Origin of the sequence: Mycobacterium sp. Marseille-P9652, from assembly GCF_902652685.1 — a bacterium.
Taxonomy (GTDB): Bacteria; Actinomycetota; Actinomycetes; order Mycobacteriales; family Mycobacteriaceae; genus Mycobacterium.
The window spans coordinates 1-12,442 of record NZ_CACRUY010000091.1 but is presented as its reverse complement, the minus strand read 5'-3'; the positions used below and the strand labels follow the sequence as shown (position 1 = coordinate 12,442).

The 12,442-nt window shown below is 68.7% G+C and carries 11 protein-coding genes and 2 pseudogenes; 7 read left to right on the top strand and 6 right to left on the bottom strand.

Annotation, left to right across the window (positions count from 1 at the left end; genetic code table 11):
- The coding region (locus GPY60_RS26790; protein WP_197283836.1) for a hypothetical protein at nt 1–202 on the top strand (202 nt) is incomplete at its 5' end.
- Between the two features lie 111 nt (nt 203–313).
- Here the strand turns inward: GPY60_RS26790 and GPY60_RS27805 are convergent.
- Nucleotides 314–481: pseudogene (locus tag GPY60_RS27805) on the bottom strand (zinc-ribbon domain-containing protein); the annotation flags it as partial.
- A 231-nt stretch (nt 482–712) separates the two neighbouring features.
- On the opposite strand from GPY60_RS27805, the gene GPY60_RS25495 reads away from it, so the two are divergent.
- Nucleotides 713–2,008 (top strand): citrate synthase, encoded by a 1,296-nt coding sequence (locus GPY60_RS25495; RefSeq protein WP_156690477.1) that lies wholly within the window; start codon nt 713–715, stop codon nt 2,006–2,008.
- A gap of 79 nt (nt 2,009–2,087) precedes the next feature.
- On the opposite strand, the gene GPY60_RS25490 is transcribed toward GPY60_RS25495, so the two are convergent.
- Both GPY60_RS25490 and GPY60_RS25485 read right to left on the bottom strand, forming a co-directional pair.
- A complete protein-coding gene (locus GPY60_RS25490) occupies nt 2,088–3,620 on the bottom strand; it encodes a phytoene desaturase family protein (protein ID WP_156690476.1) in 1,533 nt (510 codons plus the stop codon).
- A gap of 26 nt (nt 3,621–3,646) precedes the next feature.
- Nucleotides 3,647–3,910, bottom strand: a complete 264-nt coding sequence (locus GPY60_RS25485) for a DUF2630 family protein (protein ID WP_156690475.1) — start codon at nt 3,908–3,910, stop codon at nt 3,647–3,649.
- A 211-nt stretch (nt 3,911–4,121) separates the two neighbouring features.
- Here GPY60_RS25485 and arfA point away from each other — a divergent pair, with 211 nt between their 5' ends.
- The 4 genes and pseudogenes from arfA (at nt 4,122) to arfC (GPY60_RS25475) (ending at nt 8,331) form a co-directional block, all read left to right on the top strand.
- A complete protein-coding gene (gene arfA / locus GPY60_RS25480) occupies nt 4,122–4,988 on the top strand; it encodes a channel-forming protein ArfA/OmpATb (RefSeq protein ID WP_231639829.1) in 867 nt (288 codons plus the stop codon).
- A gap of 11 nt (nt 4,989–4,999) precedes the next feature.
- Complete coding sequence (gene arfB, locus GPY60_RS26785; RefSeq protein ID WP_197283835.1) at nt 5,000–5,152, top strand: channel accessory protein ArfB; 153 nt, start codon at nt 5,000–5,002, stop codon at nt 5,150–5,152.
- Nucleotides 5,149–5,229, top strand: a pseudogene (gene arfC, locus GPY60_RS27850) (channel accessory protein ArfC); the annotation flags it as partial. The gene arfB and the pseudogene arfC (GPY60_RS27850), both read left to right, overlap by 4 nt.
- Before the next feature lie 477 nt (nt 5,230–5,706).
- A complete protein-coding gene (gene arfC / locus GPY60_RS25475) occupies nt 5,707–8,331 on the top strand; it encodes a channel accessory protein ArfC, sunset domain variant (RefSeq protein ID WP_444850868.1) in 2,625 nt (874 codons plus the stop codon).
- On the opposite strand, the gene GPY60_RS25470 is transcribed toward arfC (GPY60_RS25475), so the two are convergent.
- The 3 genes from GPY60_RS25470 to GPY60_RS25460 form a co-directional block, all read right to left on the bottom strand.
- Entirely contained in the window at nt 8,328–9,668 is a 1,341-nt protein-coding gene (locus GPY60_RS25470) for a HAMP domain-containing sensor histidine kinase (RefSeq protein ID WP_156690473.1), read from the bottom strand. The two genes, arfC (GPY60_RS25475) and GPY60_RS25470, sit on opposite strands and share 4 nt — an antisense overlap.
- Nucleotides 9,669–9,684: 16 nt before the next feature.
- Nucleotides 9,685–10,386, bottom strand: a complete 702-nt coding sequence (gene prrA, locus GPY60_RS25465) for a two-component system response regulator PrrA (protein ID WP_068233786.1) — start codon at nt 10,384–10,386, stop codon at nt 9,685–9,687.
- Between the two features lie 108 nt (nt 10,387–10,494).
- A complete protein-coding gene (locus GPY60_RS25460) occupies nt 10,495–11,628 on the bottom strand; it encodes an FAD-dependent oxidoreductase (protein ID WP_156690472.1) in 1,134 nt (377 codons plus the stop codon).
- A 101-nt stretch (nt 11,629–11,729) separates the two neighbouring features.
- Here GPY60_RS25460 and GPY60_RS25455 point away from each other — a divergent pair, with 101 nt between their 5' ends.
- Nucleotides 11,730–12,281: a TetR/AcrR family transcriptional regulator gene (locus tag GPY60_RS25455; RefSeq protein WP_156690471.1), complete on the top strand. Its 552-nt coding sequence runs from the start codon at nt 11,730–11,732 to the stop codon at nt 12,279–12,281.
- Nucleotides 12,282–12,442 lie beyond the last annotated feature (161 nt).

The window sequence follows — 12,442 nt, the reverse complement described above, 5'->3', positions numbered from 1 at the left end:
GGGCGGTGGCGGTGCCGGCGGCGCCGGCGGCGCCGGCCTAACGACCGGCGGCAACGGCGGCAACGGCGGCAACGGTCTAGGAGTGATCCTCGGCGCCGGCGGCAACGGCGGCAACGCCGGGCTTGGCTTGACCGCGGGCATCGCCGGCACCGGCGGCACGATCGTGCTGCTCGGCCTACCCGGGCTGAACGGGTTGCCCTAGCCGACAGTCACATCGCCTCGGCCCATGTGAGATGCCCTTCGTAGCCCAGCGATTCCGCCAGCGCGCGGTAGCGATCCCGATAGTCGCGGTAGTCGACATCCTCACCGTGGGCGCGGCGGCGATGTCCATGGACCGCACCACGTCGGCGAACAAGACCGTCACCTGCTTGTACTCGGCCGCGTCACCCGAAACCGCAGTCGGGGCACCGCACACGCCACAGAACTTGGCGCTTCCTCGCACATCCGTGCCGCACGACCCGCACACAATGCCAGCCGCCATGCCAGCACCAGCGATCCAAGGGGCCCGAACCCCAACTGGCCCAAGGATATGGCCTCCACCAGCAGGTTGCCGCGGAAAATTCGCAGGCTCATGTCGGGCGACCTGATGGATTGCTGAGGAACGTCGGCAGACCCGACCCCGGGCAGGCGCACCGTCGCGATAACGACTACCTTCAGTCATAAGCACACTGAGTCAGGGCAGCCATTTCAGCCAGAGCGCAAAGGGGTTCTCGTGGCCGACACCGACGACACCGCAACTCTGAAGTACCCGGGTGGCGAGATCGATCTGCAGATCGTCAGCGCCACCGAGGGGGCTGACGGCATTGCGCTCGGTTCGCTGTTGTCCAAGACCGGTTACACGACCTTCGACAACGGCTTCGTGAACACCGCGTCCACCAAGAGCGCCATCACCTACATCGACGGCGACGCCGGGATTCTGCGGTACCGCGGCTACCCGATCGAGCAGCTGGCCGAGAAGTCGACCTTCATCGAGGTCAGCTACCTGTTGATCTACGGCGAGCTGCCCAACAAGCAGCAGCTCGACGAGTTCACCCACCGGATCCAGCGGCACACGATGCTGCACGAGGACCTGAAGCGCTTCTTCGACGGCTTCCCACCCAACGCCCACCCGATGCCGGTGTTGTCCAGCGTGGTGAACGCCCTGAGCTCGTACTACCCCGACGCACTGGACCCGATGGACGCCGAGCAGGTCGACCTGTCGACGATCCGGCTGCTGGCCAAGCTGCCCACCATCGCCGCCTACGCCTACAAGAAGTCGGTCGGGCAACCCTTCCTTTACCCGGACAACTCGCTGAGCCTGGTGGAGAACTTCCTGCGGATGACGTTCGGCCTGCCGGCCGAGCCCTACGACGTCGACGCGGAGATCGTGCGGGCGCTGGACATGCTGCTCATCCTGCACGCCGACCACGAGCAGAACTGCTCGACGTCGACGGTCCGGCTGGTGGGGTCGTCGCAGGCCAACCTGTTCACGTCGATCTCCGGCGGCATCAACGCGCTGTGGGGCCCGCTGCACGGCGGCGCCAACCAGGCCGTGCTGGAGATGCTCGAGAAGATCCGCGAGAGCGACGACGACGTCAGCGAGTTCGTCCGCAAGGTCAAGAACCGCGAGGCCGGCGTCAAGCTGATGGGCTTCGGCCACCGGGTCTACAAGAACTACGACCCGCGCGCCCGGATCGTCAAGGAGCAGGCCGACAAGATCCTCGCCAAGCTCGGCGGCGACGACGACCTGCTCAGCATCGCCAAGGAGCTCGAAGAGGCCGCCCTCACCGATGACTACTTCATCGAGCGCAAGCTGTACCCGAACGTCGACTTCTACACCGGTCTGATCTACCGGGCGCTGGGCTTCCCGACCCGGATGTTCACCGTGCTGTTCGCGCTGGGCCGGCTGCCCGGCTGGATCGCGCACTGGCGCGAGATGCACGACGAGGGCGACAGCAAGATCGGCCGCCCGCGCCAGATCTACACCGGGTACACCGAGCGCGACTACAAAGGACTCGACGCGCGGTAGTATTCGGCGGCGCGAGCGTGCGTGTTCGTATGGGGACACGCCGTCGACGCCGTGCAACTGCGCACTCTCGCGGTGACCGTCACAACGAAGCGAGCACCGCCATCGCGGCGTTGTGACCGCCGATGCCCGACACCGCCCCGCCGCGACGAGCCCCCGAGCCGCACATCAGGATTCGCTCGTGGGCGGTCGCCACGCCCCAGCGCCGCGCCGGGGTGTCCAACGGGTCGTCGTCCTCGGCGAAGGGCCACGTCAGGCCACCGTGGAAGATGTTGCCGTCGGTCATCCCCAACGTGCGGTGCAGGTCGTCGGTGGTGGTGGTCTCAATGCACGGCCGGCCCTGCGCGTCGCTCAGCAACAGGTCCTCAACGGGCTCGGCGAGAACGGAATTCAGCGACGCGAGCACCGCTTCGGTCAGCCGTTCGCGCAGCGTGGCCGGGTCGGTGGCGCCGAACAGCGAATGCGGGGTGTGCAGCCCGAACACCGTCATCGTGTGCGCGCCCGAGTGGCGCAATCCGGGCGACAGGATGCTCGGGTCGGTGAGCGAATGGCAGTAGGCCTCGCACGGGAGTGGGTCGGGCAGGTGCCCGGCGGCCGCTTGCGCGTAGGCCGTCTGCAGTTGGGCGTAGGTCTCGTTGACGTGGAAGGTGCCGGCGAACGCCTGCTCGGGGGCGACGCCGGCGTCGCGCAGGGCCGGGAGCCGCCGCACCACCATGTTGACCTTGACCTGCGCCCCCTCGGCGCGCGGTGGCGGGGCTGCACCCAACAATCCCGCCAGGGCGGCCGGTGTGATGCCGGAGAGGACGAACCGTCCGCGGGTCGAGTGCTCGTCGTGGCCCACGCGGTAACGCACCAAGCCATCGGGCCGGACTTCGTAAGCCTCTGCGCCGCAGATGATTTCGGCGCCGTGACCGGCCGCGGCGGTGGCCAGGGCCGCGGTGAGCGCACCCATCCCCCCGACGGGGACGTCCCAGTCGCCCGTGCCGCCGCCGAGCACGTGATAGAGGAAGCAGACGTTCTGCGCCAGCGACGCGTCGTCGAGGGCGGCGAACGTCCCGATCAGCGCGTCGGTCGCGATCACCCCGCGAACCAGGTCGCTGCCCACCGCGGCCGTGATGGCATGGCCGATGGGCTCGTCCGTCATGGCCCGCCACGCGGCGGCGGCGTCGCGGTCGGCGCTCACCAGGGCCCGCGCCTGCGCCCGGGTGCGCAGCGGTTCGAGCAGGGTGGGCCACAGAGGGACCGTCACCAGCCGCGCGCGGCGATAGAAGTCCGCGAAAGCCCGCTCGTCGCCCTCCGCGCCCACCGCGGCGAACCCGCCTGGCCGCCCGATCAACAGCCCGGTGCGTGCGCCGGTGGCCGGGTCCGGCGTGTACGACGAGTACGGGCGCCTGGCCACGCGCACGTCGGCACCGAGGTCGGCGACGATGCGGGGAGGCAGCAGGCTGACGAGGTACGAATACCGCGACAGCCGGACGTCGACCCCGTCGAAGGCGCGCACCGAGACGGCGGCCCCGCCGACCTGGCCAAGACGCTCGAGCAGCCGCACGCGCAAGCCCGCCCGTGCCAGATAAGCGGCCGCGACCAGGCCGTTGTGGCCGCCACCGACGATCACCGCGTCGACGTCGGCCGCACGCGCGCTCAGTTCAGGTAGCCCTCGACCTCGTCGGGCGGGCGGACCTCCGCCTCGCGCGGGTCGCCGCCGCTGTCGCGCAGCGCCCGGCGTTGCCGCAACAGGTCCCAGCACTGGTCGAGTTCGACCTCCACCCTGCGCAGGCGGTCGTGCTCCTCTGACGTGCTGATATCGCCGTGCTGCACCTGTTCACGCAGAGCTTTCTCGGCCGCGACGAGCTCGCGGATGTGTGCCAGGGTCTCGCTGTCGGTCGGTTTGTTGCCGTTGCCCATCGCTCCAGTGTGCCCGACTTGAGACTTCGCCCGTATTCGACTCGGTAGGCTGCATATCCTGCGGCCCGGCAACGAATGCGGGCACAGATTGCTTGAGGGGGCGATCGTGGATTCAGGGGTCGGATTGCGTCGCGTGGACGCAACTGCTGAGCCGGGGGAGACCCGGGAATTGTTTCGGCGGTCGTTGGGCCGACCGTGGGTGATTGGCCTGTTGGCCATTCCGTTCTTTCTGGCCGTGATCGGGTACGGCGCGCTGGACCGGCCGGCCGCGATGACAGGGCCGGGTGACACCGTGCCAACGCTGACGCGCTCGGCGAACGTCAGCGATCAGAAGTTGTCGTTGGCCCCGATTTCGATCGCCCGAAAGGGCAGCGACATAACCCTGAGCGGTGAGTTGCCCGACGACCTCGCGAGAGCGGCGTTGGTCAAGGCGCTGAACGGCTCACTGCCTGCCGGGATCAATATCGTCGACCAGACCCGTATCAACCCGAACGTGGTCGCGCTCGCCTTCTTCAACTCCGAACCGGTGTTCAAGGACAGCGCGTCGATTCCTGACTTCACGATGACCGTGAATGCGGACACCATTACGCTCACCGGCACAGCCGGAAGTCAAGACCAAAAAAGCACCATCGACAGCGACGCCAAGCGCATCTGGTCGAATCTGAATGTCGTTGACCGTGTCGGCATCAATGGCGTGCCGACGCCCGACGGTGGCACGTGTGCGGATCTGCAGTCGGCGGTGAACACCGCGACCGGCGGCCCGATCACCTTCGGTAACGACGGGTTCACCCTGACCCCGGCCGAGGAGCAACTCCTGAACCAGGTGGCGGTCAGGCTGAAGGGTTGCCCGTCGGCGCATGTGACGGTCAACGGCTACACCGACGATCTGGGCAACCAAGCGACAAACTTGTCGTCGAGCACCCAACGCGCCCAGACCGTCGCCGATTACCTCACCGCTCACGGGGTGGGCGGCGGCCAACTCGTCGTCAAGGGCCTCGGTTCGGCCAACGCCGTGGCGGCCAACGACACGATGGACGGCCGCGCCAAAAACCGTCGAGTCGAACTCGTTGTGAGCTAAGGGGATAACACATGGACTTCCTGATCCAGTGGTTGTGCTATCTGATCGCCTTCGTCTCCGGCTCGGCGGCGGCCTGCGCGATAGCCCGTGTTGCGATGAAACGCGCCTCTGACCAGCGGGCCCCGGCTAACGTGAACGTGCTCGGGGTAGACGGAGGACGGTGATCCAGGTGCACTGGTGGCTGCTGGTCCTGTCCTTTGTGATGGGCCTGGCGCTGACCTCGGCGCTGCTGGTGCGACCCGTCCGACGGCACATCGCGTCGACATTCATCCGAGGACGGTCGCAAGCGCCGGAGACGGTTGCCCGCGAAGTCGTCACGACCGATGACGCGGCCCACCACGACTCGTTGTCGCCGGTATCCGCCGGCGAGGAAAGGTCGGTCGACGAAGAGACGGTGGCGGCTCCGCAGTGGCCGACGACGGAGGCCACGGCCGTGGAGGAGTTGTTCACCCCTGGGCCGGAGGACTCGCCGTCGCCGGTGGCAGTCGGTGATGAACGGTCGGTCGACGAGACGGTGGCGGCTCCGCAGTGGCCCACGACGGAGGCCACGGCCGTGGAGGAGTTGTTCACCCCTGGGCCGGAGGACTCGCCATCGCCGGTGGCAGTCGGTGATGAACGTTCGGTCGACGACGACAGGGTGGCGGCTCCGCAATGGCCGACCCCGGAAGCCACGGCCGTGCTCGATCTGCTCAGACCCACTGCTCCCGCCCGTGACCGGATGCCTTCCCCGGTTCCCATCGACGAGGAACCGCCCGTAACGGAAGTGCACGAGACGCCGTCGACCGTTTCTCCCGCCGCGCTCGAGTCAGCTGCCTCGCCTTCGGTGGACGAGGCGCCCGCGCCGGACGTTCCCGTCGAAGCAGAAGCGACGTCGGGTGCGCGGTGGCCGTCGCCGGAGTCCGCGGTTGACGAGCCGTTGGTTGCGACTGCCGGCAGGCACGAGTTGCCCGTCGATGATGGGCCGTCGGCGATTGCGATAGAGGACGAGGCCACAACGCAGGTGCCCGTCGAAGCGGCACCGACGACGGGTCCGCAGTGGCCGCCGCCGGAGGCCACGGTTGACGAGCCGTTGGTTGCGACTGGCGGCAGGCACGAGTTGCCCGTCGATGATGGACCGTCGGCGATCGCGACCGCGGATGAGGAGTTGGTTGCGACTGCCGGCACGGTGGAGCACGAGTTGCCTGCCGAAGATGGGCCGTCGGCGATTGCGACCGCGGATGAGGCCACAACGAATGTGCCTGTCGAAGCGGAGACGGCATCCGGGCCGCAGTGGCCGTCGTTGGAAGTCGCGGCTGATGAGGAGTTGGTCGCGACTGCCGGCACGGTGGGGCACGAGTTGCCTGCCGAAGATGGGCCGTCGGCGATTGCGACCGCGGATGAGGCCACAACGTATGTGCCTGTCGAAGCGGAGACGGCATCCGGGCCGCAGTGGCCGTCGTTGGAAGTCGCGGCTGATGAGGAGTTGGTCGCGACTGCCGGCACGGTAGGGCACGAGTTGCCCGTCGAAGCGGAGACGGCATCCGCTACGCAGTGGCCGTCGTTGGAAGTCGCGGCTGATGAGGAGTTGGTTGCGACTGCCGGCACGGTGGGGCACGAGTTGCCTGTCGAAGATGGGCCGTCGGAGATTGCGACCGCGGATGAGGCCACAACGCAGGTGCCCGTCGAAGCGGAGACGTCCGCCGCTACGCAGTGGCCGTCGTCGGAAGTCCCGGCCGACGAGGAGTTGGTCGCGAGCGTTGGCACGCTGGCACACGAGTTGCCCGTCACTGACGACCCCTCGGCGATCGTGAGGGAGGACGAGGCCACAACGCATGTCCCCGTCGAAGCGGCAACGACGTCGGGTCCGCAGTGGCCGTCGTCGGAAGTAGCGGCTGATGAGGAGTTGGTCGCGACTTCCGGCACGGTAGGGCATGAGTTGCCCGTCGAGGATGAACCGACGCCGGACCCGCAGTGGCTGACGTCGGAAGTCCAGGCCGAGGCGGAGTTGGTCGCGAGCGTTGGCACGCTGGCGCACGAGTTGCCCGTCACTGACGACCCCTTGGCGATCGCGAGGGAGGACGAGGCCACAACGCATGTCCCCGTCGAAGCGGCAACGACGTCGGGTCCGCAGTGGCCGTCGTCGGAAGTCGCGGCTGATGAGGAGTTGGTTGCGACTGCTGGCACGGTAGGGCATGAGTTGCCCGTCGAGGATGAACCGACGTCGGGTCCTCAGTGGCCGTCGTCGGAAGTCGCGGTTGATGAGGAGTTGGTTGCGACTGCCGGCACGGTAGGGCATGAGTTGCCCGTCGAGGATGAACCGACGCCGGGCCCGCGGTGGCTGGCGTCGGAAGTCGCGGCCGATGAGGAATTGGTTGCGACTGCCGGCACGGTAGGGCATGAGTTGCCCGTCGAGGATGAACCGACGCCGGGCCCGCGGTGGCTGACGTCGGAAGTCCCGGCCGACGAGGAGTTGGTCGCGAGCGCCGGCACGCTGACGCACGAAGTGCCCGTCGCCGACGAACCATCGGCGATCGCGATGGAGGACGACGCCACAAGACACGTCCCCGTCGAAGCGGAAACGACGACAGGCCCGGAAGCCACGGCGGACGAAACGCTCCTCGCCACCCCGGCATGGGAAGTCGAACAGCAACCCGCTCCTGCAGCCGAGGACGACGCGTCGGCCGCCGAACCCTTGACGAGTGAGAAGCCCGCAGTCGACGAACCCCTGCCGGCGAGTCCAGTGGACGATGATGCGACCGTCACGACGGCTCTCATCGACCACGAACCGCCGACCGAGCAGATTTCGGTCGAAACCCCGGTCGTCGAAGAAGCGCCGACGGCGAAGGTCCCCTTCTTCGCCCGGCTGCTGCGCAGGAAGACCCGGGACGCCGACGAGGCGCCGACCACCGAAATCGCCAAACCGGCTCGTAAGCAAGAGGTTCCGGCGGTCGGCAAGGCGCCGGCCAAGAAGGCCCCGCCCGCCAGAAAGGTCCCACCCAGGAAAGTCCCGCCGGGCAAAGTGGCCCCCGCCAAGAAGGCCCCACCGGCCAAACTGTGGCCGGACAAGAAAGCGCCCGCGGCGAAGGCCGCGCCGACGAAGAGGATGCCGGCCGCCAAGGTGTCGCCCGCCAAGCGCCGCCCGAAGCTGCCGTACGAGCCGTTCGGCCCGGGCTCCGCTCGCGCGACCCCGGAGGGCGGCGGCCCGTCGGGATGGACCGTCAAGGGCCGCACCGACACCAGGCTGTACTACACACCCGACGACGCGACATACGACCTCACCGTCGCGCAAGTCTGGTTCAAGAACGAAGAGTCAGCCGCGCGTGCGCTTTTCACGCCCTGGAGCAAGAGCACCCGCAAGCACTAGCTGGGAGCCGGGAGGCGCAGCACGAGCCGCGCGCCGCCCAGCGGGCTGTTCTCCAGCGCTGCCGTCCCGCCGTGCAGATGCGCCTGCTGGGCGACCAGCGCCAAACCCAGGCCGGACCCGGAATGGGAGGCAGTCGACCCGCGCGAGAACCGCTCGAACACGACCTCGCGTTCCTCTTCGGGCACCCCGCTGCCGTTGTCGTCGACGGCTATCTCGACCCCTTCGCGCGAGCTGACGGCCGAGAGCTGGACTCGGCTCGCGCCGCCGTGTTTGACCGCGTTGGCGATCGCGTTGTCGACCGCCAGGCGCAGGCCCGCGGGTAACCCGACGATGATGCAGGTCGGCGAGGGCACCAGCGAGACGTCGAGGTTGGGGTACACCCGCATGGCGTCATGGGCGGCGCGGTCGAGCAACTCGGTGATGTCCACCGGGACGTGGTCGTCGAATGTCGACAGTTCGCCCTGCGCCAGCCGTTCGAGGGCGCTCAGCGTCGCCTCGATCCGCGACTGGGTGCGCACGACGTCGTTGAGCACCTCCTTGCGCTGGTCCTCGGTCATGTCCAGAGTGGAGAGCACCTCGAGGTTGGTGCGCATCGCGGTCAGGGGCGTGCGCAGCTCGTGGGACGAGACGGCGGCGAAGTCGCGCGCCGAGGCCAGCGCCTCCTTGGTGCGGTTCTGCTCGTCCCAGATCCGTTGCAGCATGCCCCTCATCGCCTCGGCGATCTCGACGGCCTCGCTGGCGCCGTGCACCTCGACGCGCGGCGCCTCGTCGCCCGCATCGATCGAACGAGTCTGCTGCGCAAGCTGTTTGAATGGCCGCACCGCGAATGCGGCCAGCAGCCAAGCGAATACGGCCGCGGCCCCGATGGCGAACCCGCAGATCAGCATGACCCGCCGGTGCAGGTTGTTGGTCTCGGCGATGGTGGCGTCGTACGTCGCCCCCACCGCCAGCGACGACGGCTCCGGGCCGGGGATCTCCACCGTGCGCACGCGGTAGCGCACCCCGTCCACGTAGGTGTCCGCGTAGTCGATGTTGAGCTTGGGCAGCGTGACGTCGGAGTTCGACTTGACCTGGTTTCCGCGGCGGACGGTCATGATGGCGTCGTTGTCGTTGGGCGAGCGCGGGATCTCGTCGAGTCCTCGCGGCAGGAACGGGATCGCGAATCCGGCGGCCTCGTCGAGGCGACGGTCCAGGCGCTCCTTGCGGTCGTTGGTGATGCCGACCCACACGACGGTGCCGACGATCAGGACGGGAATCGCGGCGCCGATGGCCGTCGCGAGCACCACCCGGGTCCGCAGCGACGGCGTGCGGGCAACGATCCGGGAAAGCAGGTTCATGGCGGTGGCGCGGGGATCACTGCATACGCAGCACGAACCCGACTCCGCGGACGGTGTGCAGCAGCCGGGGGCCGCCGTTGGCCTCCAGCTTGCGGCGCAGGTAGCCGATGAAGACGTCGACGACGTTGGTGTCGGCGGCGAAGTCGTAACCCCAGACCAACTCGAGCAGTTGGGCCCGCGAGAGGACAGCGGTCTTGTGCTCGGCCAGCACCGCCAGCAGGTCGAACTCCCGCTTGGTCAGGTCGACGTCGACTCCGTTGACACGGGCCCGGCGGCCCGGGATGTCGACCTCCAGCGGACCCACCGTGATGGTCTCCGACGACGACGTGGCGGTGGCGCCGCGGCGGCGCAGCAGGGCCTTCACCCGCGCGACGAGTTCGGCCAGCACGAAGGGCTTGACCAGGTAGTCGTCGGCGCCGGCCTCCAGTCCGGCGACCCGGTCGTCGACCGAGCTGCGGGCGCTGAGCACGCACACCGGCACGTCGTTGTCCATGGCCCGCAGCGCCGTGACCACGCTGACGCCGTCGAGCACGGGCATGTTGATGTCGAGCACGATCGCGTCGGGACGCGTCTCGGTCGCGCTGCGCAGCGCCTCGGCGCCGTCGACCGCCGTGGAGACCTCGAAACCGGACAGGCGCAGCCCGCGTTCGAGGGAGGCCAGCACGTCGGAGTCGTCGTCGACGACCAAGACCCGCGGTGAGGTGGCGCCAGTGTCCATGCGGCCATTTTGCCTGATTGTCGGCTATGGCGGTGGGAGGTGGGCCTCGCCAGTGTCGGCGCCCGTCGCGGGATCGCGACGGGCGGTGCACCGGTCACGAAGAAGACTTCACCCGAGGCCGCTCAGCCGGAGCGCCAGCTGGTGCCGCACGGCGGGCACCTCCCCGGCCAGGCGCAGCCCCGAGTTGCGGACCGGCCGCAGCGGGCGCGGCACCGTCGCGACCCGGGTCAGGCGCCCGGTCAGCCGCAGCACCCGCTGGGCGCGCCGCCGCTGGGCGGCGCAATAGGCGTCCAGCGCCGCGTCGGCGCCCCCGTTGAGCACCTCCGACAGCGCGCCGGCCAGGGCGGCGGCGTCGGCGATACCGAGGTTCATGCCCTGACCGCCGGCCGGGCTGTGCACGTGTGCGGCGTCGCCGGCCAGCAGCAACCGGCCGGCCCGATAACTGTCGGCGACCCGGTGGTGGATACGGAATCGGGTGCCCCACACCATCTCGCTGACCCGGGTCCGCCCCGGCCCGAATGCGCGGCTGTCGAGCAGCGCCTCCACGAAGCCGGGCGACGGAACCTGCGGCGCGTCCGCGACCGGCGCGACGACGCGGAAGATGTCGCCGGGCAGCGGCGCCAGCACGGTAAAGCCCTCGTTGGCGCAGAACAGGACCACCTCGTCGCGGGGCGCCTCGCCGGTGACCCGGACGTCGGCGAGCGTGAACGATTCGGCGTATTCCCCGCCGGAGAAGCCGATCCCGGCGAGGTCGCGGACCGTGCTGTGCATGCCGTCGGCGCCCACGACGTAGGAGGCGGTGACGGTGCTGCCGTCGTCGAAGGTGGCCGTGACGCCGTCCGCGTGCCGGGCGAGGGCGGTCAGGGTCTTTGGCCGCAGCACCGAGCCGCCCAGTTCGTGCAGCCGTTCCAGGAGGAGCCGCTCGGTGTCGGCCTGGGAGAGCATCAGCGTGTACGGGTGTGCGGTGGGCAGCGCGCTGAAGTCGATCGGGACCAGGACCCGTCGGCCGTTGCGCATGGTGAACCGCGGCGCGATGAGCCCGGCGTTGACCATGCGCCTGGCCACGTCGAGGTCGTCGAGGATGTCCAACGTGTGCGCGGCGACGGCGGCCGCCCGGGAAGTGTTGGCCCCCGCGGGCTGCTTGTCGACCACGATCGCCCGGATTCGGCGCGCGATCAGCGAGGCGGCGAGCGTCAGGCCGGTGGGACCGGCGCCCACGACCAGGACATCGGTGTCGTTCATGAGGATCTCCTCTCGAGGCGTAAGTCAACGCTTGTTGGCATACCCTCATGCTGGCGCGGCGCGGCGCATAAGTCAACACTTGTTGGCCTACAATCGTTGACATGAAGCGATCATCGGAGCGAACCAAGGCGGCCATCCTCTCTGCCGCCCGCGAGCGATTCGGGACGGCCGGCTTCCAGGGCGCCACCATCCGCGCTATCGCCGCCGACGCCGGGGTGGACCCGGCGATGGTGATGCGCTACTACGGCAGCAAAGACAAATTGTTTGCCGCGGCGGCGGAATTCGACCTGCGGTTCCCCGACCTGACGGCGATCGACCGCGGGCAGGTCGGGCGGTCGCTGGTGCGGCACTTCCTCGACCGCTGGGAGGGCGACGAGCCGCTGGTGATCCTGCTGCGCTCCAGCGCGACCAACGCCGACGCGGCACAGCGGATGCACGAGATCTTCGGCGCCCAGCTCGAACCGCTGGTGGCCTCGCTGGCTCCGGAGGGAGAGGCGGCAACTCGGGCCGGGCTCATCGCGACCCAGATCCTGGGAATGGCGTGGTGCCGCTTCGTCTTGCGGCTACCGCCCGTCGCCGAGATGACCCGTGACGAGATCGTGGACTGGCTCGGACCGACGGTCCAGCGCTATCTCGGCCTGCCCGAGGGCTGATCGGCCTCATCGCAAACCACGACACGTAAACGATTGCGACGACACGCCGGGCGGATTCATACGGTCAGTGCAACATCCGTTGTTTTGAGGAGTTGCCATGCCGAGTGGTTATCCGTTTTCGAGGGCGGTGCGGCGAGAGTTTTTGGATCTGGTGTGCCAAG

What these genes read in the sequence shown, in the direction of transcription:
- arfC (WP_444850868.1), top strand. Translation starts at nt 5,707, where the DNA reads ATGCCTTCCCCGGTTCCCATCGACGAGGAACCGCCCGTAACGGAAGTG.
- prrA (WP_068233786.1), bottom strand. Translation starts at nt 10,386, where the DNA reads ATGGACACTGGCGCCACCTCACCGCGGGTCTTGGTCGTCGACGACGAC.
- GPY60_RS25470 (WP_156690473.1), bottom strand. Translation starts at nt 9,668, where the DNA reads ATGAACCTGCTTTCCCGGATCGTTGCCCGCACGCCGTCGCTGCGGACC.
- GPY60_RS25460 (WP_156690472.1), bottom strand. Translation starts at nt 11,628, where the DNA reads ATGAACGACACCGATGTCCTGGTCGTGGGCGCCGGTCCCACCGGCCTG.
- arfB (WP_197283835.1), top strand. Translation starts at nt 5,000, where the DNA reads ATGGACTTCCTGATCCAGTGGTTGTGCTATCTGATCGCCTTCGTCTCC.
- GPY60_RS25455 (WP_156690471.1), top strand. Translation starts at nt 11,730, where the DNA reads ATGAAGCGATCATCGGAGCGAACCAAGGCGGCCATCCTCTCTGCCGCC.
- GPY60_RS25485 (WP_156690475.1), bottom strand. Translation starts at nt 3,910, where the DNA reads ATGGGCAACGGCAACAAACCGACCGACAGCGAGACCCTGGCACACATC.